At 69.1% G+C, this 20636-nt stretch carries 20 protein-coding genes and 3 pseudogenes; 14 read left to right on the top strand and 9 right to left on the bottom strand.

Annotated elements, in window-relative coordinates; genetic code table 11:
* Positions 1 to 22: 22 nt before the first annotated feature.
* The gene (locus AC0ZLC_RS07785; RefSeq protein WP_476751205.1) at positions 23 to 1039 is read right to left on the bottom strand and encodes a zinc-binding alcohol dehydrogenase family protein; all 1017 of its coding nucleotides are present in this window, start codon (positions 1037 to 1039) and stop codon (positions 23 to 25) included.
* Between the two features lie 156 nt (positions 1040 to 1195).
* Between AC0ZLC_RS07785 and AC0ZLC_RS07790 the strand changes: the two genes are divergently transcribed.
* From AC0ZLC_RS07790 to AC0ZLC_RS07800, 3 genes are all read left to right on the top strand, one after another.
* Complete coding sequence (locus AC0ZLC_RS07790; protein ID WP_476751206.1) at positions 1196 to 2002, top strand: VOC family protein; 807 nt, start codon at positions 1196 to 1198, stop codon at positions 2000 to 2002.
* 311 nt (positions 2003 to 2313) lie between these two features.
* Positions 2314 to 3360: an ArsR/SmtB family transcription factor gene (locus AC0ZLC_RS07795; protein WP_476751136.1), complete on the top strand. Its 1047-nt coding sequence runs from the start codon at positions 2314 to 2316 to the stop codon at positions 3358 to 3360.
* Positions 3341 to 4060 carry a ribonuclease H family protein gene (locus AC0ZLC_RS07800; protein ID WP_476751137.1) on the top strand — a complete coding sequence of 240 codons (720 nt, stop codon included), beginning with the start codon at positions 3341 to 3343 and terminating at the stop codon, positions 4058 to 4060. Before AC0ZLC_RS07795 ends, AC0ZLC_RS07800 begins: the two co-directional genes overlap by 20 nt.
* A 138-nt stretch (positions 4061 to 4198) precedes the next feature.
* Here the strand turns inward: AC0ZLC_RS07800 and melC2 are convergent, their stop codons facing one another.
* The 3 genes from melC2 to AC0ZLC_RS07815 form a co-directional block, all read right to left on the bottom strand.
* A complete protein-coding gene (gene melC2, locus AC0ZLC_RS07805; protein ID WP_476751138.1) occupies positions 4199 to 5023 on the bottom strand; it encodes a tyrosinase MelC2 in 825 nt (274 codons plus the stop codon).
* Between the two features lie 34 nt (positions 5024 to 5057).
* Positions 5058 to 5429, bottom strand: a complete 372-nt coding sequence (gene melC1, locus AC0ZLC_RS07810) for an apotyrosinase chaperone MelC1 (protein WP_476751139.1) — start codon at positions 5427 to 5429, stop codon at positions 5058 to 5060.
* A gap of 340 nt (positions 5430 to 5769) precedes the next feature.
* Complete coding sequence (locus tag AC0ZLC_RS07815) at positions 5770 to 6252, bottom strand: hypothetical protein (RefSeq protein ID WP_476751140.1); 483 nt, start codon at positions 6250 to 6252, stop codon at positions 5770 to 5772.
* 266 nt (positions 6253 to 6518) lie between these two features.
* Here AC0ZLC_RS07815 and AC0ZLC_RS07820 point away from each other — a divergent pair, with 266 nt between their 5' ends.
* Together AC0ZLC_RS07820 and AC0ZLC_RS07825 are read left to right on the top strand one after the other, a co-directional pair.
* A complete protein-coding gene (locus AC0ZLC_RS07820; RefSeq protein ID WP_476751141.1) occupies positions 6519 to 7724 on the top strand; it encodes an FAD-dependent monooxygenase in 1206 nt (401 codons plus the stop codon).
* A gap of 1320 nt (positions 7725 to 9044) precedes the next feature.
* Positions 9045 to 9476 (top strand): DUF3995 domain-containing protein, encoded by a 432-nt coding sequence (locus tag AC0ZLC_RS07825; protein ID WP_476751142.1) that lies wholly within the window; start codon positions 9045 to 9047, stop codon positions 9474 to 9476.
* Positions 9477 to 9991: 515 nt separating this feature from the next.
* Here the strand turns inward: AC0ZLC_RS07825 and AC0ZLC_RS07830 are convergent.
* Positions 9992 to 10219 (bottom strand): annotated as a pseudogene (locus AC0ZLC_RS07830) (transposase); the annotation flags it as partial.
* A 13-nt stretch (positions 10220 to 10232) separates the two neighbouring features.
* Between AC0ZLC_RS07830 and AC0ZLC_RS07835 the strand changes: the two are divergent.
* Positions 10233 to 10598, top strand: a pseudogene (locus AC0ZLC_RS07835) (transposase family protein); the annotation flags it as partial.
* Positions 10599 to 12180: 1582 nt separating this feature from the next.
* Here AC0ZLC_RS07835 and AC0ZLC_RS07840 read toward each other — a convergent pair.
* Together AC0ZLC_RS07840 and AC0ZLC_RS07845 are read right to left on the bottom strand one after the other, a co-directional pair.
* On the bottom strand, positions 12181 to 12399 hold the full coding sequence (locus AC0ZLC_RS07840; protein ID WP_476751143.1) for a hypothetical protein: 219 nt from the start codon (positions 12397 to 12399) through the stop codon (positions 12181 to 12183).
* On the bottom strand, positions 12396 to 12917 hold the full coding sequence (locus tag AC0ZLC_RS07845; protein ID WP_476751144.1) for a carboxymuconolactone decarboxylase family protein: 522 nt from the start codon (positions 12915 to 12917) through the stop codon (positions 12396 to 12398). Before AC0ZLC_RS07845 ends, AC0ZLC_RS07840 begins: the two co-directional genes overlap by 4 nt.
* Positions 12918 to 13007: 90 nt before the next feature.
* Here AC0ZLC_RS07845 and AC0ZLC_RS07850 point away from each other — a divergent pair, with 90 nt between their 5' ends.
* The 8 genes and pseudogenes from AC0ZLC_RS07850 (at position 13008) to AC0ZLC_RS07885 (ending at position 19246) form a co-directional block, all read left to right on the top strand.
* Entirely contained in the window at positions 13008 to 13559 is a 552-nt protein-coding gene (locus AC0ZLC_RS07850; RefSeq protein WP_476751145.1) for a TetR/AcrR family transcriptional regulator, read from the top strand.
* A 167-nt stretch (positions 13560 to 13726) separates the two neighbouring features.
* Positions 13727 to 15154 carry an FG-GAP and VCBS repeat-containing protein gene (locus AC0ZLC_RS07855; RefSeq protein WP_476751146.1) on the top strand — a complete coding sequence of 476 codons (1428 nt, stop codon included), beginning with the start codon at positions 13727 to 13729 and terminating at the stop codon, positions 15152 to 15154.
* A 396-nt stretch (positions 15155 to 15550) separates the two neighbouring features.
* Entirely contained in the window at positions 15551 to 15655 is a 105-nt protein-coding gene (locus tag AC0ZLC_RS07860) for a DUF6207 family protein (RefSeq protein WP_476751207.1), read from the top strand.
* Positions 15621 to 15710 (top strand): annotated as a pseudogene (locus tag AC0ZLC_RS07865) (hypothetical protein); the annotation flags it as partial. The gene AC0ZLC_RS07860 and the pseudogene AC0ZLC_RS07865, both read left to right, overlap by 35 nt.
* Before the next feature lie 53 nt (positions 15711 to 15763).
* A complete protein-coding gene (locus tag AC0ZLC_RS07870; protein WP_476751208.1) occupies positions 15764 to 15904 on the top strand; it encodes an ATP-binding protein in 141 nt (46 codons plus the stop codon).
* 329 nt (positions 15905 to 16233) lie between these two features.
* Positions 16234 to 17586 (top strand): serine/threonine protein kinase, encoded by a 1353-nt coding sequence (locus AC0ZLC_RS07875; RefSeq protein WP_476751147.1) that lies wholly within the window; start codon positions 16234 to 16236, stop codon positions 17584 to 17586.
* Positions 17587 to 18434: 848 nt separating this feature from the next.
* The gene (locus tag AC0ZLC_RS07880; protein WP_476751148.1) at positions 18435 to 19010 is read left to right on the top strand and encodes a Uma2 family endonuclease; all 576 of its coding nucleotides are present in this window, start codon (positions 18435 to 18437) and stop codon (positions 19008 to 19010) included.
* The gene (locus AC0ZLC_RS07885) at positions 19007 to 19246 is read left to right on the top strand and encodes a helix-turn-helix domain-containing protein (protein WP_476751149.1); all 240 of its coding nucleotides are present in this window, start codon (positions 19007 to 19009) and stop codon (positions 19244 to 19246) included. Before AC0ZLC_RS07880 ends, AC0ZLC_RS07885 begins: the two co-directional genes overlap by 4 nt.
* A gap of 110 nt (positions 19247 to 19356) precedes the next feature.
* Here the strand turns inward: AC0ZLC_RS07885 and AC0ZLC_RS07890 are convergent, their stop codons facing one another.
* Together AC0ZLC_RS07890 and AC0ZLC_RS07895 are read right to left on the bottom strand one after the other, a co-directional pair.
* A complete protein-coding gene (locus tag AC0ZLC_RS07890) occupies positions 19357 to 19518 on the bottom strand; it encodes a hypothetical protein (protein ID WP_476751150.1) in 162 nt (53 codons plus the stop codon).
* Between the two features lie 4 nt (positions 19519 to 19522).
* Positions 19523 to 20560 carry an Lrp/AsnC family transcriptional regulator gene (locus tag AC0ZLC_RS07895; RefSeq protein WP_476751151.1) on the bottom strand — a complete coding sequence of 346 codons (1038 nt, stop codon included), beginning with the start codon at positions 20558 to 20560 and terminating at the stop codon, positions 19523 to 19525.
* Positions 20561 to 20636: the final 76 nt, after the last annotated feature.

Here is a 20636-nt window from a genome sequence, read left to right on the forward strand (position 1 = left end):
GGTCCCGGCCCGGCGCGCGCGGTCAGTGCCGGGCCGGCAGATCGTTCACCAGCACGGCAGCTCCGTCGAAGCGGCCGGCCTTGAGGTCCTGAAGGGCCTCCTGCGCACGCGAGAGCGGGTACGCGTGCGTGGTGGCCTCGACGCCGTACCGCGCGGCCAGGGTGAGGAACTCGCGCCCGTCCGCGCGTGTGCTGGACGTGACGCTGCGCAACTCCTTCTCGTAGAACAGCTCCTGCTCGTAGCGCAGCGGCGGGATGTCGCTCAGATGGATCCCCGCCACCGCAAGGACACCGCCGCGGTCGAGCGCGCGCAGCGCGACCGGGACCAGGTCCCCCGCCGGTGCGAAGAGGATCGCGCTGTCCAGGGGTTCCGGAGGAGCGTCGTAGGTGTCACGCGCCGAGGCCGCCCCCAGTTCGAGTGCGAGCCGCCGCGAGGCCGCGTCACGCGTCAGGACGTGCACGGTGGCGCCCTGGGCGAGCGCCACCTGCGCGCACAGGTGGGCGCTGCCCCCGAAGCCGTACAGCCCCAGACGTCCGCCCGGCGGGAGCGACGCGCGCAGCAGCGCGCGGTAGCCGATGATGCCCGCGCACAGCAGCGGCGCGAGGGCGACGTCGTCGACGTCCCGGGGAAGGCGGTGGGCGAAGCCGGCCGGCACGGTCGTGTACTCGGCGTAGCCGCCGTCGGCGTCCCACCCGGTGTACGTGGAACCGGGGCACAGGTTCTCCGCCCCGCGGACGCAGTACGCGCAGGTGCCGTCGGTGGAGCGCAGCCAGGCCACGCCGACCCGGTCGCCCTTCGCGAACCCGCTCACGGCCGACCCGGTGGCCGCCACGACGCCGACCACCTCGTGCCCCGGTGTCACCCCGGGCCGGCGCGCCGGCAGGTCGCCCTCGCTGACATGCAGGTCGGTCCGGCACACCCCGCAGGCACGGACGTGCACGAGGAGCTCGTCGGCCCCGGGCACCGGGACCGGTTTCTCGACGAAGCGCAGCGGCTCCTGCTCGATCGGCCCGGGCCGGGCCACCTCCCACGCGTGCATCATCCGTGTTCCGTCCCGTCGGCGACCGCCCCTGACATCTCCCGTGCTGTGCCCAGTCTCGTGCAGGTCGCCGCGCTCGGCGCGCGGCACTGGCCCGGGCTGGCTAGCGTGAGGAACGAAACCGTCCGCTCCGGCGAAGAGAAGAAGGTCGACGTCATGGCCGTACAACCCGAAGGAACACCGTGCTGGGCCGACGCGATGTTCGGCGATGTCGAGATGGCCAAGAGTTTCTACGGAGACGTACTCGGCTGGACGTTCGGCGAGTCGTCGACCGAGTACGGCAACTACACGCAGGCGTACGCGAACGGCAAGGCGGTGGCCGCCGTCGTGCCGCCGATGCCCGGCCAGGACGGCCAGGACGGCCAGTCCGCCTGGTGCCTGTACCTCGCCTCGCCGGATGCCGCGGCCACCGCGCAGAAGATCCGCGACAACGGCGGCGAGGTGGTGATGGGGCCGATGCAGGTAGGCGACTTCGGCACCATGGTGCTGGCCCGTGATCCGGGCGGTGTCGTCTTCGGCGTGTGGCAGGGCGGCGTCCACGAGGGCTTCGAGGCGACCGCGGTGCCGGGCGCGTACTGCTGGGCCGAGGTGTTCACCCGCGAGCCGGAGAAGTCGGACGCGTTCTTCCCGGCTGTCTTCCCCTACCGGGCCCAGCAGGTGGCGGACGAGCACATGGACTTCCGGATCTACCGGCTGGGCGAGGGGCCGGTGCTGGGCCGGATGCGGATGACGGACGACTTCCCGCCGGAGGTGCCCCCGTACATCAACGTGTATTTCACCGTCGAGGACTGCGACGCGGCGGTGGCGAAGGCGACCGGCCGGGGCGGAGTACTGCGCTTCGGGCCCATGGACAGTCCGTTCGGCCGCTTCGCCGCGCTGAGCGACCCCCAGGGCGCGTCCTTCACCGTGATCGACATCAGCACGACGCAGGGCGAGATGCCCGAACTCACCGACGTCTCCTGAACGGCTGAACGGCGGGCCGCCGTGCACCCGGGGCCATACGACTCGGACAATCGCCCCCGTCGCCGAATTCCACTCCGCCGAATGCGGAATTCCGCCGGAGCGGGGCACAGCGATTTCCGGTCATCCGCACGCTCGCCGGTCTGATCAGTGACTTCACACCTGACGCACGAACGGAATGCGGAATTTTCCGAAAGGCGTCCGGATTCGTCTCGCCACGGCAACCATGCGGAGTACCTATCGGTCTCTTCCGGTAGCCGCGCCCACTCGCGGGCGGCTCACCCCCCACAGGGACTGGGAGTGGAAGAGACCGCATGCTCCGCATTCACTTCACCCCGCACGACCTGCAGAACGTCCGCCTCGCCCGGCAGCCGGATCCGCTCTGGGAACTCGTGTGCAGCATCTGCCGGCTGGAAACCGGGCAAGGGCCACTCGAATTCGGTCACTGGCGCCGGTCGGTGCGCGCCCGGCTGGCCGTCGACCCGACCGCGGCACGCGCCCTGCGCCTCGTGCGGCAGCTGATTCCCGCCGCTGGATACATCCCGGACTTCCTCACGCCGCCGGTCACCGGTGAAGGCCTTCCGGCGGGCCTCGAACGGGTGCGCGCCACGCCCCGCGACCGGCTGGTGCGCGAGCTGTCCCTGCTGGCCGGGACCCGCCCGGTCCCCGACTGGGCCGACACCCTCGGCAGACCCGGCTCGGACGGCCTCCACCTGCTGACCGGCGCCCTGGGCCGCTCCTTCCGGACTCTCCTGGAGCCGTACTGGCCGCACATCCGCACCGCGATCGCGAGCGACGTCGGACTGCGTACGCGCGCCCTGCTCGACGGCGGCACCCAGGCGCTGCTGGACAGCCTCCGCCCGCTCGCCCGCTGGCGCGCCCCGGTGCTCGAAGTGGACTATCCCGTCCGGCGCGATCTCCGTCTGGAAGGACGCGGACTGCTCCTCGTCCCGTCCTACTTCTGCTGGCGCCGGCCGACCGCGCTCGCCGACCCGGGACTGGAGCCGGTACTCGTCTATCCCGTCGCCAAGCCGCCCCTGGACATCGCCCGCACCGCGGACGACGGACTCGAACGGCTCCTCGGGCGGACCCGTGCCACGGTGCTGAGCGCGGTGGCGGGTCCGAAAGCCCGGACCAGCTCCGAGGTCGCCCTCGCCGTGGGCATCTCGCTGCCGAGCGTCAGCTACCAGATCGGTGTGCTGCGTGACGGGGGACTGGTGGCCAGCCACCGCGACGGCAAGTACGTCCTGCACTCGGCGACGCCGCTGGGGCAGCGACTGATCATCGGGAGCGGCGGCGGAGCGACCGGCCCCGGGCCCGGAGCGGGTGTCGGTCCGTGGCATGATCGGGGGCATGCCTGAACGCGTTGTGGCCGCCTGTGACGGGGCGTCGAAGGGAAACCCCGGACCCGCCGGCTGGGCCTGGGTCGTCGCCGACGACACGGAGACCCCCGCCCGCTGGGAGGCCGGCCCGCTGGGCACGGCCACCAACAACGTCGCCGAACTCACCGCGCTCGAAAGGCTGTTGACGGCGGTGGCGCCGGACGTCCCGCTGGAGATCCGGATGGACTCCCAGTACGCGATGAAGGCCGTGACGACCTGGCTTCCCGGCTGGAAGCGCAAGGGCTGGAAGACGGCCGCGGGCAAGCCCGTCGCCAACCAGGAGCTGGTCGCCCGGATCGACGAGCTGCTCGGCGGCCGCTCGGTCGAGTTCCGCTACGTGCCCGCGCACCAGGTGGACGGCGACCGCCTGAACGACTTCGCGGACCGCGCCGCGAGCCAGGCGGCCATCGCCCAGGAACCCGCGGGCAGTGACCTCGGGTCCCCGCAGCCGCCCCCGTCGCCGGACACACCCGCGTCGGGCACGCAGCGCCGCCCGGCGAGCAAGTCCGCCCGTACGGGTGCCACAGGCTCCCGTACGGGCGGACCGGCGCGGACGATCAAGGCGAAGTTCCCCGGCCGCTGTGTCTGCGGACGCTCCTACGCGGCGGGGGAGCCCATCGCGAAGAACGCGCAGGGCTGGGGTCACCCGGAGTGCCGTACGACCGCGGCCGACGCCTGAGTACGTCGCAGGCACCAGGTCGGGGCGGCACCGAAGGCCGCGGTGGGGGTGTGGCTCGGGCTACGGTGCCGCGCCGGTCGCTCGGTGACGAACCCCCTCGTCCCGCTCACGCGCTCGCGGGGAACGCGGTCCCGGGATTCAGGCGGTGTCGAAGGTGTAGTGCGCCGTGTGGTCCAGCAGTTCGGCCGGACGCACGTCGTTCCACGGCTTCATCGTCTCGTTGAGGTCGACCACGTTCGGCGTCGAGCCGGCGGGGAGATAGCGGGAACCGGGGTGCAGGCGCTGCCAGTCCGCCCACAGCTTGTCGATGTAGGCGTGGTGCAGCCAGAAGACCGGGTCGTTGGGGGAGACGCCGGTGGCCATCTGGCCGCCGACCCAGACATGGACCCGGTTGTGGAGGTTGACGCCCCGCCAGCCCTCGAGGTGGTTGCGGAAACCGTCGGCGGAACTGTTCCACGGGGCCATGTCGTACGTCGCCATCGCGAGCACCGAGTCGACCTCGGCCCGCGTCGGCAGTTCCCTCGTGCCGGCGCCCAGGGCGCGCCGCAGGTAAGTGCGGCTGTCCACACGTACGTTGACCGGCCAGTTGCCGGCGGACGCGGCGAAGGGACCGTCCGTCACCCGGCCGTCCAGGCTGCGGCCGGTGCCGCCGAGGAAGTCGGGAGCCCACAGCGAGGAGCGGGGCGAGCGGTCCGTGCTCCAGTCCCAGTACGGCAGCGCGACGCCGGCGTCGACGGACTGCAGCGCCCGCTCGAACTCCAGGAGGAATCTGCGGTGCCAGGGGAGGAACGACGGTGAACGGTGCCCCGTTCGCTCGCCGTTGTCCGTGTCCCCGAGGACGAAGGCGTTGTGGGTCGTGACGAACGCGTCGTAGCGTCCACTGCGCTTCAGCTGGAGGACGGCGTCGACGAAGCGCCGCTTCTCGTCGGCGGTCAGGACGGCCTGGTTCTTGCGTACGGTCATGTGCGGGTCTTTTCCGGTCTGTTCGCGGTGCGGGTCAGTGGGCGGCGGGGCCGAGGGGGACGAGTGGTGCCCCCTGGAGTTCCACGACGGCGGCGCGGGCGGCTGCGCGCGGCGTGGGCACGGGGTCGTAGTGGCTGACGACGCTGATCCAGCTGCCGTCCGCGTTCTGCATCACGTGCAGTTCCACCCCGTCGACGAACACCCCGTATCCCGAGCCGTGATGGTGTCCGCCGCCGGTCGGGCGGCCCTCTATGCGGCGGCCCCGGTAGACCTCGTCGAACGCTTCCGGTCCGGTGGGGCGTCCGGCGGCCGCGGACGCGGTGGGCGCGGTGACGGTCTGTGATGTGGCCGCCGCTGCGATGGCGGCCGCGGCGCCGAGGGCACGGCGGCGGGTGAGTTCAGGCATGCGAAGTCCTCCTGGGACGGCTCTCTGTGCTGACCCGGCATGCTTATCGGTCTGTCGGAGAGCGGAAGAAATCGCTGCGACCCGGTTGGCCATGATCCGGACAATTAACCAAATGTCGTACAAGTTTGAACGAAGATGATCTTGCTGTGGCGGGTGCCCGGGAAGACCGGAAAGGGGAATTCCTCCGGATGGCGACCCGTGCCGCGATGATCTTGCGGAGGCGAGAGGTGCGCAGTGGCGTGGCTCACTCGCGCAGACTGGCGGGAAAGGTGGGCCGGGCGGGCTGGTCGGCGGGAGTGCCGCGCCCGTTTGGTCGGCCGTTGCGCGCCTCGGGGCCGGCTCAGGCTGGCAGGGGTGTGCCGCACCGGTTGCAGTAGCGGGCGTCGCTCTCCGTCGCCATGCGCCCGCACTCGGCGCAGACCTGCTGGAGCAGGCAGGCGGGCTCACCGCCCGCGGACGCCGAGGCGGCCCTCGGGAGCGGGGCGGGGAGGCTGGGCCGGGGCGGCCGGACCGTGAGGCAGTGCATGCCGGTGTCTCCCGCGTGCACGCGGACCTCCGCGCCGCGGGGAAGCCAGGCGGCGGTGTGTGCCGTCAAATCCTCCCGGCCGCTCGGTGATTGCACGTACCCCTGGCCGTCCAGCACGACCAGGAGCGCTTCGGAGTCGTCCGGGAACTCGACCGGGGCGCCCGGCGGGTACCGGACGGCCGCGACCTCCAGAACCGACTCCGGGGCGTCCAACCGCCAGACGGTGCCGCGCCGCTCGGCGGCGCCGCGGGCCAGGTCGTCGAGTGCGGCCAGGACGGGGATGGCGGGCGAGCGCATGGTGGTGCCTCCGGCTGTGGGCTGCGGGCGAGGGCGCGATCGTACGCCCGGGCGCTGAGATGCGGTCGCCCCCTCCGGCGGCGGACGCGCGGAGGCACCGGCGGCCGGCGGAGGCGCGGAGATATCGGCGGCGGGCGGAGGCGTCGGTGCCGGAAAGTGTGCACTCGTACGCCTGATCCCGTTCGCCTACCGCCGGGCCGTCGGCTCCGCACTGCTACTCTTCGTGGTCAATTGACCACATTTGCGTAACCACAAGGGGAGTGCGCGTGAAGATCACGTGCGTCGGTGGCGGACCCGCGAGCCTGTATTTCGCGATCCTGATGAAGCGCCAGGACCCGTCCCACGACATCACCGTCCACGAGCGGAACCCGGCCGGATCGACGTACGGCTGGGGTGTGACCTACTGGGGCGGCCTGCTGGAGAGGCTGCGCGAGGGAGACCCGGAGTCGGCGCTCGCCGTCGCCGACGGATCGGTGCGCTGGAGCGACGGCGTCGCCCACGTAGGCGACCGTACGACGGTGCACCACGGCGACGAGGGGTTCGGGATCGGCCGGCACCGGCTGCTCGACCTCCTCGCCCGGCGGGCCTCGTCACTGGGAGTGCGGATCGAGTTCGAGCATGAGATCGCAGCCGGCGACCCGGTCCCGGAGGCCGACCTGGTGGTCGCCGGGGACGGCGTCAACAGCGGACTGCGCACCCGGCACGCCGGTCACTTCGGCAGCGACATCACACTCGGGCGCAACCGCTACATCTGGCTCGGCACCTCCAAGGTCTTCGACGCCTTCACCTTCGCCTTCGTCGAGACGGCGCACGGCTGGATCTGGTGCTACGCCTACGGGTTCAGCGGGGACCGCAGCACCTGCGTCGTCGAGTGCTCCCCGGAGACCTGGACCGGCCTCGGTCTCGACCGGGTGAGCGAAGCGGACGGGCTGGCGCTGCTGGAGAAGCTGTTCGCCGACCTGCTGGACGGACACGGGCTGATCGGCCGGGTGCAGTCCGACGGCAGCGCCCAGTGGCTCAACTTCCGCACCCTGACCAACCGGACGTGGTATTGGGACAACCTCGTCCTGCTCGGCGACGCCGCCCACACCACCCACTACTCCATCGGCGCCGGCACCACCCTCGCCCTGGAGGACGCGATGTCCCTGGCCGACGCCCTGGGTGCCCGCACGGACCTGCCGACCGCCCTGGCCCGGTACGAACGGGAGCGCAGGGCCGCCCTCCTGCCGGTCCAGAGCGCGGCCCGGCACAGCGCCCAGTGGTACGAGAACCTTCCGCGCTACATCGGCCTCCCACCCGCGCAGATGTTCGCTCTGCTGGGCCAGCGGCACTCCCCGCTGCTGCCGTACGTCCCGCCGCAGCTCTACTACCGGCTCGACCGGGCGGCCGGGCAGTCGGAGGCCCTGCGCCGCCTGAAGCGCTGGCTCGGACCCCGGCTGGCACGCACGGTGCAGGCCCGCTCCGGCCGCTGACCACGCGACAGGGCCGGCCGTCCCCGGGGGCGGGCCTGCCTCCGCGGTGGGCGCGTTGGGGTCGTCTTCCAACGCTGGTTCACCTGCTGAGGCTTGCCTGGCGCAGGACGCGAGGTGTGGACACGTGGCCATCTCGAAGAACCGAGGCTTCTACGAGCACGGCGGCATCGGCGGTCAGAGAACGGCTGGCGCCGTTCTCGGCCAGCCACCGAGCTGCGGCCACGGTGCCATAGGTTGATTAACCACCGATCAGCACGACGCGCTTGGTTGGGTTGAGGGGGTTCGCAGCTCGGTTTCTGCCTCCGTCGTATCCAGCGCCCTGCGACCGCTCAAGCGCGACGGTTTGCTCACCTACGTACCCTTCCGCGGCCTCGTTGTGACCGCTCCGCAGCCACGTAGCTTGGACTTGTCCCGCAACGCCGGTTGACTAGCAGGTGCGTCGCCCATCGCTCCGCCTGGCCACTGATCCTGCGTCCTCCCTCTCGAACTGCAACGGGGTGAAGCACCGCCGGACGAACGGGAGAGGAGCGGAAACACGGTCTTGTCGTCTTGAGGCGAGGGAAGGCGAGGGGCGCTCCTCCCTCTGCGGGATTCGTCTTCGCCCGTGTCGATGCATCCCGGTCCTGCTCTACGCGCAACATCGAGAGGACTGAGGTGCAACACCCGGCATGGCGCATGGTTCCTCTGGTGGGCTGAACCGTGACAGCGGTCGGAGTGACGCAGCCGTTCACGGGATCACCGCGGTGGCTGGCAGTAGGCGGTGCTCCAACACCTGAAGCCCTAGCGCGCCTCCGTACGAAAGATCTGCCTGAGAGTGTGTCGCCATCGATGACTGAAGACCGCACGGCGGTCTGTCCAGGGTCGGAAGGACCGCACGAAGAAGGCGAAAGAGGCGTCGCATGGATGAGCTGGTGTGGTGGCTGGGCGAGTAACTCGACGAGGACGAAGACATCGCGCACGCGTCAGTCCCGGAGTTCAATCAAGTTCTGAGCAAATCGAGACGTCCGTCCTGAAGACGGCAGCGGAGGCACGGCAGATTGCGGCTGACCGGCCGGCACGGGTGCTGCGGTAGGTAAACGCGAACCGGCGTCGCCTCGACCGCCACACCCCGCAGATGGTGCTGGGCCGCGACAGCGGCCCGGCCGACCCCACCACATACGGCTGAGCGAAGACGACAGCCCGGCTAGTGATCACCGAGGTGTCGACCGCGACGGTTGCACGCGTGACGCCGCAGAGGTTCAGTACTGCGCTATGACGAGCCGCCGATGCGTTCACCGGGGTATGTAGTGGCATCCGGTCGTGGGCAGTAGCGTTAACGACATGAAGATCGAACGCCTTGCACGTCGCTTCTCTGTCACAGCGCTGACGGCGCTTTCCGGTATCCATATCGCTTGGGGGTTGGGTTCGTCCTGGCCGCTGCCCGACCGGGAGACCTTCTCGGACGCCGTGGTCGGCCGCCCGAATCCGCCGGGCCCAACAGCGTGCTACGCGGTGGCGTGCGCACTGGGGGCCGCGGCGCTCGTTGTCGCGGGACGGCCCAAGCGGAGCCCCGCTCTGTCCCGGCTCGGCGCCGCAGGCGTGGCGGGCGTGCTCAGTGTGCGGGGCATGGCAGGGCTCTCGGGGCATACCGATTTGCTCTCCCCCGGATCGACCTCGGCTCGCTTCCGTCGCTTGGACCGCCTCGCCTACTCGCCCCTGTGCCTCGCGCTTGCGGCCTCTACGGCGATGGCCGCCGGCCGACGCAACTCCTGATCAAAAGGCAGCTCACGGATGGAAAGAGGTGCGCCCTCAGCCGTGTCACCCCAGCCCCTCACCGTCCCTTCGAGGAACGGCCAGTGGCCCGGCCGGTACAGGAAAAGAGGTCGGGCCTGAATGCTTTGCAGCATCCGATGGTCGGCGAACTGGAACTGTCCTACGACACCCTGCGTGCCGCCGACGATTTGGACCAGGCACTGATCACGCACGCGACCTAGCCGAACACCTCGTCACGCGACGCACTTCGCTTGCTGCGTGACTGGTCCGTTCCAGCGCGCGGCGGCGGTTCCGAGTCGGCCGAATTCTGAAGATCGGCACGACCGGATCCGTGCCGAAGTCTGTACGCGGGCTGAGCCCGCCCTGCCCACAGCACAGACGCAGTGACCAGACGGCCCCAACCTCCACGCCACATCGGGACGATAGTGGCCACGGGTGGTGAAGACTCTTGGGTGCTGTTTCTTGGATCATGTGCGGAGCCAGGTCATGAGGGTCGCGAGGGGGACGGTTCCAAGGCGGTTGCTGCGGGACGTGTAGGCCTTGTCCGCCAGGACATGGTCGGGCCGGGAGCGAGGCCGTCCGACTCCGCGACGGGGCACAGAAATCTGCCGTGGCACGTGCTCGAGTTGAGGGCCGTCACCGTGGTGTCCGGGTGTCAGGACGAAGGCGAGTGGCCGACATCGCCCGTCGGCGACGAGATGGATTTTGGTGGTGAACCCGCCCCGGGAACGTCCCAGGCATTCGCCGATCTGACCGGCGAACGTGCAGGTCATCAAGCTGGTCGTCGCTGCGGGTCGCCCGGTGCCCGGCAACACCGCTGACGCGAAGGCCTGGCGCGACTCCGGCCTGGCCAGGCACTGCGACGGCGTGACCGTCCTCGGCGACGGCGCGTATATCAACACCGGGCTCGTCGTCCCGCACCGCAAACGCCCCGGACGGGTCCTGCTGCCCGGCGAAGAGGAGGACAACGCAGAGCACCGCAAAGTCCGAGCCCGAGTTGAGCACGCCTTCGCCCGCATGAAGCACTACAAGATCCTCCGCGACTGCCGCCAGCGCGGCAACGGCCTCCACCACGCAGTGCAAGCCATCGCCCACATGCACAACCTCGCACTCGCAGCGTGATCAAACCACTCCCAGAGCGGTCCTGACCTGCCCGGACAAGACCTTCTGCCACACGCTTTAGTACTGCAACGGTCTTTGGCCTGATGGTTGGGCAGTTTCTGGTGGTGTGTGGCCGCGGCGTTTGTGATGGCTGACGCGGGCTTGCTGCTGTCGTCTGCGGCGCCAGTAGGGCCAGTGCAGGACAAGCTCGATGGATGGTGGTCGCTCACCCCGCGTGAAGCCATCGACGGCCAGCATGCGCATGCGGAAGAATGACCATTTCCGCATGCGCTGAAGAGGGGATGGCCGATCGCGGTCCCGCCCATCGAATGCGCCCACCCCGCGCAGGCGTGACCGGAGTGGAGGCCGGCGGCTCGACGGTCCAAGTGCCGCAGCACAGCCGGGTGAGCCATTGTCTGATCCTGCCCAGTGATCACGCGACTGAGCAGGTCGACCTCGTCCGGGCCATGCCCCAGCCTGTCGAGGTAGACCGCGAAGCGGACGTGCTCGTCCGGGTCTGGAGGATGTCGTGGACGCTGGCTATCGTTCGGGATTTGCGTGGGGTCCGGCCGCCAGCCACGGCGGATTGATGACGGGTGTTGTCACGGCCGCCGCCCTCGGCGGCTCGCGGTGCTGGGCCACCGACGGCGGCAGTCCAGCCACTCCGCCATGATCCTGCGCGCTGGCGGCCCTCGCAGTCTCCCGCGAAGGGAGGGCACGGTCCGGCCCCGAGCAGGTCTCCGTCGCAGCTGCGACGACCCCGGCGGAACCCAAATGAAAGCCAAATAGCAGGTCAAGACCTTGTGCGCTGGCGTGGTATCTGCGCGGATGCCGAATGCCACGATCGCAGATCTGGCGTATGGCACATGAGCGTCATGTGCGACAGGTCGACCTTGGCCCCTCGACGATGGCGGATAGCCGAGGGACTGCCTGCATCTCTGTGAGCTCGGCTGCGGGCTTCGTGCGGCGTGGTGTCTACGTAGGTGAAGATGTGCACACCTGTTGCGCCATCGTCAGGAACCAGCGGAACGCTGACTTCCCACCAATGCATATGTGCCTCCAAGAGACGTCCGCTCCGCGAGTGGCTGTAGTCGGGTCACGTGCCGGAGTAATGGCTGCTGTGTGTGAGCACTGCCTAGAGCGCATCGCGGGCGATGATCATTTTCTTCGCGAGACGGTGAGTAGTCCGTCGCGCCGCGCCCCTTGCTCAGATCTGGGTGGGAGCCGAACCAAGAGCCGCAGGAGCTGTGGGTCCACAGGGGGGAAAGCCCAGGACGCTGGCCCGCACGAACGAGCTGTGGGCGGAGTCTTCGACTTCCTGTGTGATGTCCAGAGCCTGTTGGTTGAGGAAGGGGGCGTGCTGCTGATGCTCAAGGAAGATCAGCATCTGGGTCTGCTCTTCGGTGAAGTCCGTCAGGTTTCGCCACAGAATGTCCGACCAGGGAGCGCGTCTCGGCCTACGTCATTGACCAAGGGCAGCTCCGGCCGGGTCTGATCCCTTTGCCGGCCCGGTCACCGCGGCCCGCTGTGCCCCGGCCGTCCGCTTTCGGTCTTTCAACCGCCCGGTGCTCGGCCCCCGTGTCTGGGATCAGCCCGGCGAGGGCTACCCGAGGATCGTTGCGGTGCAAGTCAGCAGACGCAGGGCGGGGGCCGAGACGATTTGGATGTGCGGGACGTCGGGGAGCTGCACATTGATGAAGCCTCCCTCGATCGCGAAGTGGATGTCATCGGCGCGGTCGATACGTCGGCCGTCTGCATCGGTAAGGGTGTAGCCGGCCATGAGCTCGATGGAGCCTGTGCGCCAGTTGGGGTTCACGTTCATGCGGAGACCTCCGGGAAGTCCAGATCGGGCTGAGCCAGGTGGTTGAAGAGGTTCGAGAGCGTGTTGAGTGCAATGTGGGCGACGATCTCGGCCAGCTCGGCGTCGGTCACCCCGGCCTCTCGAGCAGCGGCCAGCACCGTGTCCTCGACCCGCCCTGAAGTGCGGATGATCTCGCGAGCCAGGTGCAGCACGGCGTCAGCGTGCGGGTCACCGTCGTCGGACGCCTCACGGGTGCGGACCAGCTCGGCGTCGGTCATACCGAGCTTCAGTCCTCGCATGGTGTGGGCACTGACGCAGTAGGTGCAGTGGTTCTCCTGGGCCACCAAAAGTGCCAACTGTTCACGGAGACGGACGCGCAGGACGCCGCGGGTGAGCTGGTCACGCATCGCCAGGTAACCAGCCAGCGCGGCCGGGCCGTTGGCAAGCGCTGCATAGAGGTTGGGCACGCGGCCGAGCTGCTGGCGGGTCTTACCGAGTAGTCCTGCGGAGTCTTCGGTGAGCTGCGGGATACGGGGCATGGTCGACCTCCAAATGGAACCGATCGGTTCCGTCTCGCAAAACGGTACCGATCGGTTCCACATTCGTCAAGGTCGGGATAAGCTGCAGTCATGGCCACCAAAGCCCGCGAACGCCTCCTCGACACCGCTGAGGAACTCTTCTACGCCGAAGGCATCCGAGCTGTCGGAGTGGAGCGCATCCTTGCCGAGTCCGGGGTCGGCCGCGCCTCCTTCTACCGCCACTTCGCAAGCAAGGACGACCTGGTCGTGGCCGTACTCCAACGACGTGACCAGGCTTGGCGGGCCTGGCTGGCGGAGAGGGTGGACGCGCTCGGCGGACAACCACTGGATGTGTTCACGGCGCTGGCAGAACGATTCGCACGCGCCGACTTCCGCGGCTGCGCCTTCATCAACACCATGGCCGAGACCGCCGACACGGAAAGCGGTGCCTACCGGGTCGCAGCGGAGCACAAGGAACGCGTCACGACGTACGTCGCGGACCTGCTCGCCGAGAACGGCCATGCGGCACCCGAGGAACTCGCACGGCGGTTTGTACTGCTGATGGACGGGGCGATTGTCACCGCACTGCGCGAACGCACGCCCGCTGCGGCGAACGAGGCGTACGCCGTGGCGGCCCCCATGCTCACCAGCGACAGGCCCTGAACGCAATACGGACGGCACTGCACATATAACCGTCACGACCATCAACCCGGCGCACCCAAGCGGGGTTGGAACGTCCGCATCTCGCAACGGAGTTCCTGCGGTGTACAACCTTCACTCGAAGTGGTCCGTCTCCCGTTACGTCACTCACGTTCCGCACAGGAGGCACAGTGCCCCGCCGCACTCTCACCGCCGCGATCGCCGTCACCGTGCTCGCGACTTCCCTTGCGTTCTTCGCCACCTCCGGCACGGCGTCGGCCGCGCCCGTGCCGCCCCGCACGCCGATGACCGACTTCAACCACGACGGACAAGCCGACCTCGCGGTCGCGGCGCCCTTCGGCACCGTCGGCGGTGTGGAGAACGCCGGTTACATCTCGGTTGTGTACGGCACCGCCTCCGGGCCCGGAACGGCGCGCCACCAGATGATCAGCCGGGCCACGCCCGGCGTCCCCGGCGACCTCCAGGGCACCTTCGCCTTCGGCGTCCAGACGCTCCCCGGTGACCTCGACGGCGACTCATACACCGACCTGCTCGTGGCGAGCGGCGCCGACGACGGCGAGCCGACCGTGCTCTGGGGCTCCAAGGACGGCCTTACCGGCCAGAACACCGTTCTGCCGTACCGGTACTCCGAGTTCGCCCTCGGTGACTTCAATGGCGACGGCAAGCGCGACCTCGTCGTGAACTCCGACCCGAGCGACGACCCGGACGTCTCCGGGATGACGATCCAGTACGGCCCGTTCACCCGCGACGGCAAGACGCGCACCCAGGACAGCATCACCACGGACGACGGCCCCTCGGGTCTGCGCTCCTTCATCACCGGTGACCTCACGGGCGACGGTGTGGACGACATCGTCACCACGCACGGCTTCGAGGAGATGCAGCACGAGGCCCGCTTCTGGAAGGGGTCGAGGACCGGCGTCGGCCACACCTCCAAGGCCCTCGGCACCGCGTACAGCGGCACCGTCGGCGATGTCGACGGCGACGGCTACGGTGACCTGATCACCCGCGACATCGGCTCCGTCACCGAAGTCATCGACTCCGCCCCGGGCAGCATCACCATCCAGTACGGCGGCTCCACCGGGCCGAGCAACACGCGCAAGAAGGTCATCACCCAAGCCACCGCGGGTGTTCCCGGGGCGAGCGAGGCGAACGACGCCTTCGGCGCGTCCCTCAGCGCCGGTGACGTGAACGGCGACGGCAATGCGGAGGTCGCGGTCGGCGTTCCCGGCGAGAGCCTCGACGCCGCCACCGGTACCGGCGCGGTGATCCTGCTCAAGGGCGCGTCCAAGGCCGCTGGCGGCATGACCGGCAAGGGCGCGATCGCCTACAACCAGTCCACTGCGGGCGTGCCCGGCGTCGCCGAGTCGGGCGACGACTTCGGCCGCCAGGTGAGCCTCTCCGACCTGAACAATGACGGCAAGGCGGACCTGACCGCGACGGCTCCCGGCGAGGACGGTGCCTTTGCCGACTCGGGCGCCCTGTGGAACCTCTACGGCTCCGCGAGCGGCCTGACCACGACGGGCGCCGGCACGCTCAGCCCCGTGAAGCTCGGCGCCCCCGAGAAGGACGCCAAGTTCGGCCACACGCTCGGCGGCTGACCCCCTGCCCCTCCCCCTCTCTCGCTTTCTGACAGGCCATCCACGACGTACGGCGCGTGGAAGTACTACACCTGCACGAGCTGAGACGCACGCGGCGTGAGCTGCACCCCCTGTCAGTCGCTCGAGTCTTTTCACAGGGTTCAGAAGTGTCGGTGAGCCTGCCGAACGGCAACGGGGTGGCCGGCCACGCGGTACGCGGAGTCCGAGTACCGCGTGGCCGGCCGCCCTTCCCTTCGTTTGGGCCAAGCTCGGACCGGAGCCTTTGGCACCTGCACCGCGCGGCCGGTGACCGTCGCCCCCATGGGGAAGCGCCCCCACATGCTGCCCGGACATACCCGGTCGGGTGACGTTCCTCAGTCGGAGAACCGAGAGCAGAGCCGCCGCGTCGTGCCGGGCATGAGACCCATCCTTGATGCACACGTGGCAGAGCCGGGCCTTGGGGTCGTGGAGGTCGCGGCCGCCGACGATGACACGGCTTTCGCCATCCATAGAGCGCGGTGAGGCACCCACGGTGCGGGAGACTGCCCGCACTGTCGGTCTGTCCAGCACGTCGTCGGTTGGTCTACCAGCTGCGCAGCTGGAGAAGCGCGGCGAGATCATCCGCGACTCATCCGACCCGATGTCCTCGTCCTCGACGACTTCGCGATGCGCCCGTTGTTCGCGGCCCATGCGGATGACCTCTACGAGCTGGTCAGCGAACGCCAGGGCAGGTCTCTGATCATCACGAGCAATCGGGCGCCCAGCGACTAGTATCCCCTCTTCCCCAAGTCCGTCGTCGCCGAGTCGCTCCTGGACCGGCTCATCAACACCAGCCACCAGGTGATCATGAACGGGCGCAGCTGCCGCCCAACGAGCGGCCCAGGAACTCGACCGACAAGGGTCACTAGGGTCTGCCATCGCGGCTTCCCGTGCTGGCGCCTGAGCGGCACGAGCTGGCTTGTCAGAGGCCTCCGCCAGCTTGCTGACCATGGGAAACTCAGGCGGATCATTGACGACCCGGTCCACAGGGGAACTGCACGGCCTCATGCGGGAAGCCGGGTTCACGGGGGACCTGTCGATCCTCCCGCAGTGTGAGGGCCATGGGTACCGCATCGGTTACGGCGGCGGAGGACCCCACGCCCTGGCCGCCTACCTCATCAAGCTCGCCGAAACCGACGGCCAGAACACGGGCGTCGGCAGGAGTTTCGTGCCCGGTTCCGGGAGGTCGAGCTGTCCCGGCGGGTCACGGGACCCCGTCTGGTGCCGCTGCTGGCCGCCGACTGCGGTGCGGACGTTCCCTGGCTGGCCACCCCGTACGTGCCCGCCTCACGCTCGGCGAGCACGTTGCCGCGCACGGACCGCTGTCCGGGGCCCGGTTGTACGCGCTGGCGGTTGGGACCGCGGCCGCGCTGGCGGCGCTCCACGCGGCCGGGGTGGTGCACCGGGATGTGAAGCCGGGGAACGATTTTTTGGCTCTCGACGGGCCCCGGGTGCTGGACTTCGGTATCGCCCACGCCCTGGACGGCACGTCGGTCACTCGGACCGGCGTGATGACCGGCACCGCGGGGTGGATCAGCCCCGAGGGCTACCGCACCGGCGTCGCGGGACCGGCCGGGGACGTCTTCGCCTGGGCGGCTCTGATCGCCTACGCCGCCACCGGACGCCTCCCGTTCGGCAGCGGTCCACCGGATGCGGTCGCGGCCCGGGTGATGTCCGCCGACCCCGATCGCGCCGGGATCCCGGACGGCCTCTCGGCCCTGGTGACGTCCGCACTGGCCAAGACCCCCGAAGAGCGGCCCACGGCCGCCGCGCTGGCCGGTCAGTGCACAGAGCTGCTGGCCGCCCAGGCCGCCCGGGTCCTGCGGCCGGGGGCCCAGGCGCCGACCCTGGCGGGTGACCTGGTGGCGGCCGGATGGGAGGGGCTGCCGACCCCGAGGACGACCCGGCCAGGCCCGGCGCCGGATCGTCCGCCGTCGCACCTGGCGTCTTGCTGCGGCCGCCGTCACCGCGTTCGCCGTGGCCGCCGCCGGCACGTACCTGATCGTCGATCAGAACCGGCACGAGCAGCGGTCCAGCACGAGAGCAGAGGCGGGCCCGACGGCCTCCCCCAGCCAACGATCCGGTGCGGTGACCACCTCCCCGGCGGCAACCCTCCGCAAGCAAAGCCGGAGAAGAAGATCCCGGCGACCCAGTCCGCCACGTGCCTGCCGGTCACCTACAAGCTGCCCACGGGCCCGGCGACCTGCGAGTCCAAGAAGGACATCTGCGCCATCGGAGCCCCGTACTACATCGAGGACATCAACCGTCTGTGCGGCGGCCCGCCGACCCTGCAGAAGGTCAACATCAGCTCCAGCGACACCTCCCGTGATGCCGTGCTGCTGATGAACGCCTCTGGCGTCCAGTGCGGCGCCGACCTGGTGATTCCCGCCGGCAGCGGAGATGCACCGGGGTAGTACGCGGTCTTCTACGACACCGAGCAGGACTGCACACCTCTGTACCCGGCGACGCGCCAGACCTACCCAGCCGTCCTGGACTGCAGCAGCCTTGGCGACCAGCAAGCCCCCATCTACGCCTGCCTCAGCGAACACCTCGGCGCCTGACAAGCCTGCACCTATCACCCAGCCGGTCCTCCTCCGTCGGGTGCCCGTGCGGGGAGCAGACCGGGGAGTCCTCGAGCTCCGCAAGCCAGGCGGGAACCATCCCGTGCGTGCGTGTGGGAAGCAGGACGGCGAGTAGTTCCGCGCCGCGCTGCAGACGGGGCCATCCCCGCGCATGCGGGGAGCGAGGGTTACGTGATCGCCCACCTGGCACTATCCCCGCGTGTGCGGGAGCGGAAGGCTGCGGACGTCCTCACCAGTCGCTGCGGATCACATGCCTTGTCTGCGGCAGCCCTGCCGACGGAGCAGTTGGCCGGCGGGCCAGGCAGGAAGATGAGGCAGCAGGCGAGTTTGCGGAACGCTTCGTGGAGGTCTGGTCAGGGTGGCAGTGTGCCTGATGGTGAGGACGGAGGGGGGCGGAGCTCTCGGGTGAAGTGAGGTTGTTCTGTCCATGCGGTGACCAGCACGGTGACCGCTGCGGCCACTCTCGCTAGCGTCGTCGACGCCTTGGGTGAGCAGTTCCTCGCGGCAGAGGGATGCTCTTGGACGTGATGGGGCTGATGGCATACACGGCGCCAAAGGACACGGCCTGACCTGGTGCTTTTGGGGTGGTTCAGGGCGGGGTCCGCCGACCAGGACAGAGGAGCGTGTGCTGAGCGTCAGCGCACCACGCATATGACGATTTCGGCATGTACCGTGAGTGCATGACGGAACAGAGCGTCTACCGACACTTGCGTGAGTTTCGTGATGCCTTCGACAAGCCTGAGCCGCTTGCTTGGCCGGAAATCAGTCACGGCCAGTTGATGATGATGATGAGCCCGAAGAAGCAGCACCAGCTTGTGGCTCATCGACTGCGCACCCAGTTGGAACCCCAGTTGGGCGGTGACCTGCTCCTCATGATCGAAACCGATATGGAGGATGCCGCGCTAGGCGTGCTGCGGGTACCGGACCTTGTGGTGATCGATGAGGAAGAAGCTACCGCCGCTGGTGACGCCATTGACCCTCACCGTTCCCATCTCGTCATCGAGATCGTCTCGAAGTCGAACCCGACCAATGACTACGAAGGCAAGCTGCGGGACTATCCCGCCATGGGAGTTCCGCACTATCTGATCGTGGATCCCCGAGACGGCAGTGCTGTGCACCATTGGGCCCCGGTCCGCCGCACCGGTACCCCCGCCTACGACAACCGGCAGCACTACACCTTCGGCGAGACGATCATCATCGGGAACTGGAAGATCGACACCGCGGGTCTGCCGCGTTACAACGGGGAAGGGCAATGATCGACACCGGTGGCCTGGTCAAGGCGTGGCGCGTACGGCGCGGCCTGTCCCAGACGCAGCTTGCGGAACGTGCAGGAACCGGCCAGGCCGCCATCTCTCGCATCGAGTCCAGCCGCGACTTGCCCACCCTGGCGCTCTTGAACCGCATCGCGTCAGCTCTGGACTGTGATCTGAAGATTGATTTCACTTCATCCCATGCCGCTGCCCGGCGCGAGGCCAGGGGTGAGGACGGCTGACGTGCTCCGCCGGCGGCAGCGCAGGCGAGGATGCGTAGACGCTCCCCAAGTACCCCCGCGTCTCCTGCCCTGCCCAGAACACGAGGGACACCTTGACAGTTGCAGAGGGGCTACACGCGGCAGCTGTCGATGTGGGTCACGGCGCCGTAGTCGGCGATGAGCGGGCTGGCCATCGATTCGCGGTAGACGATGGCGGCCCGGCCATAGGGCCAAGCGGCGCTGTGGTTGTAGCGCTGCTGGGCTTCGGAGCAACTGCCGAACATCAGACCCATAGCATCACAACACGCTCAGTTGTAGTTCCGGTGGCAGCGGGTATGGGCCCGGGCCCTTGAGGGTTCGGTGGATGGGCGTGGTCACTGTGTGCCGCAGTCCGGGCAGTCCGGACAGAGTCTGGGTCAGGTAGCGGTACAGGAGTTGCGCCGACTCCACCTGGATGCTCGCGTACAGGTTCGTCGCGCCGGTCACCGCCGCGGCGAAGGACACCTCGGGATGCGCCGCCAGGGCCTCGCCTGCCTCGGCCAGCCGCGCGGGGTCGATCTCCAGCCAGAGCGCGATCCTGAGCTTTCGGTGCAGGACGTCGGGGTGGTAGTCCACGTCGAAGTACAGCACGCCTTCGGCGCGTAGATCGTGGATGCGGCGGCGCACTGTGGACTCGGACAGCTTGGTGGCCGCGGCCAGTTCGCCCACCGGGGCCCTTCCGTCGCGGGCCAGCAGGTCGAGCAGTAGTCGGTCGCGGTCGTCCAGCACGACGGGTTCCGAGCCGGCTGTCCACCCCCCGTCCGTTGGCCGCGGGGTCAGTGCGGCGACCTGTGCGTCGGTCAGCGGTCCGCTCTTGTTGATGAAGCCGAGGTCCTGGCCGAAGAACACATGCAGGACGCAGTGCGCGGATACGTCGACCACTCGGGGGGTGCGGGGCAGCTGCTGCACCAGGAAGGGCTCCTCCAGGCCGGGCCCGCGGGCGCGAACCGCGGCCATCGTCTCCGTTCCCCCCGAGGTGAGGTTGACCCAGGTGGTGTCCGTGCGCCGGGCCAGTGCCGAGCCGATGGAGGCGGATGCGTCCGGAGTGCACCGCACGCGCACGAACCATGACAGGTCTCCCAGCCGGAACGGGTCGGTCAGACCGAGCACGCGCAGTTTCCCGGTGGTGCGCAGGCGGGTAAAGCGGCGAGCCGCGGTCTGGTCGGAGACGCCCAGCACGGCTGCGATCTCGGTGAAGGAGGCGCGGCCGTTGAGCTGGAGGGCGTGCGCCAGGGCCAGGTCTTCATCGGTGAGGTGATGCCCCACACGGTCGGGACTGTCGAGATACGTCTTCACGACATCGATTCTAGGGAATACGTGCAAATTTGGCCGTGCGAGTTATCTGATCGCGTGCATGCCGTCAACAGTTGTC

The organism is Streptomyces sp. GLSS-08 (genome assembly GCF_056387915.1).

Bases quoted from the DNA above. Each gene is read 5' to 3' on its own strand.
- AC0ZLC_RS07785 (WP_476751205.1), bottom strand. From the start codon at position 1,039: ATGCACGCGTGGGAGGTGGCCCGGCCCGGGCCGATCGAGCAGGAGCCG.
- AC0ZLC_RS07790 (WP_476751206.1), top strand. From the start codon at position 1,196: ATGGCCGTACAACCCGAAGGAACACCGTGCTGGGCCGACGCGATGTTC.
- AC0ZLC_RS07795 (WP_476751136.1), top strand. From the start codon at position 2,314: ATGCTCCGCATTCACTTCACCCCGCACGACCTGCAGAACGTCCGCCTC.
- AC0ZLC_RS07800 (WP_476751137.1), top strand. From the start codon at position 3,341: ATGATCGGGGGCATGCCTGAACGCGTTGTGGCCGCCTGTGACGGGGCG.
- melC2 (WP_476751138.1), bottom strand. From the start codon at position 5,023: ATGACCGTACGCAAGAACCAGGCCGTCCTGACCGCCGACGAGAAGCGG.
- melC1 (WP_476751139.1), bottom strand. From the start codon at position 5,429: ATGCCTGAACTCACCCGCCGCCGTGCCCTCGGCGCCGCGGCCGCCATC.
- AC0ZLC_RS07815 (WP_476751140.1), bottom strand. From the start codon at position 6,252: ATGCGCTCGCCCGCCATCCCCGTCCTGGCCGCACTCGACGACCTGGCC.
- AC0ZLC_RS07825 (WP_476751142.1), top strand. From the start codon at position 9,045: ATGAAGATCGAACGCCTTGCACGTCGCTTCTCTGTCACAGCGCTGACG.
- AC0ZLC_RS07840 (WP_476751143.1), bottom strand. From the start codon at position 12,399: ATGAACGTGAACCCCAACTGGCGCACAGGCTCCATCGAGCTCATGGCC.
- AC0ZLC_RS07845 (WP_476751144.1), bottom strand. From the start codon at position 12,917: ATGCCCCGTATCCCGCAGCTCACCGAAGACTCCGCAGGACTACTCGGT.
- AC0ZLC_RS07850 (WP_476751145.1), top strand. From the start codon at position 13,008: ATGGCCACCAAAGCCCGCGAACGCCTCCTCGACACCGCTGAGGAACTC.
- AC0ZLC_RS07860 (WP_476751207.1), top strand. From the start codon at position 15,551: ATGAGACCCATCCTTGATGCACACGTGGCAGAGCCGGGCCTTGGGGTC.
- AC0ZLC_RS07875 (WP_476751147.1), top strand. From the start codon at position 16,234: ATGGGTACCGCATCGGTTACGGCGGCGGAGGACCCCACGCCCTGGCCG.
- AC0ZLC_RS07880 (WP_476751148.1), top strand. From the start codon at position 18,435: ATGACGGAACAGAGCGTCTACCGACACTTGCGTGAGTTTCGTGATGCC.
- AC0ZLC_RS07885 (WP_476751149.1), top strand. From the start codon at position 19,007: ATGATCGACACCGGTGGCCTGGTCAAGGCGTGGCGCGTACGGCGCGGC.
- AC0ZLC_RS07890 (WP_476751150.1), bottom strand. From the start codon at position 19,518: ATGGGTCTGATGTTCGGCAGTTGCTCCGAAGCCCAGCAGCGCTACAAC.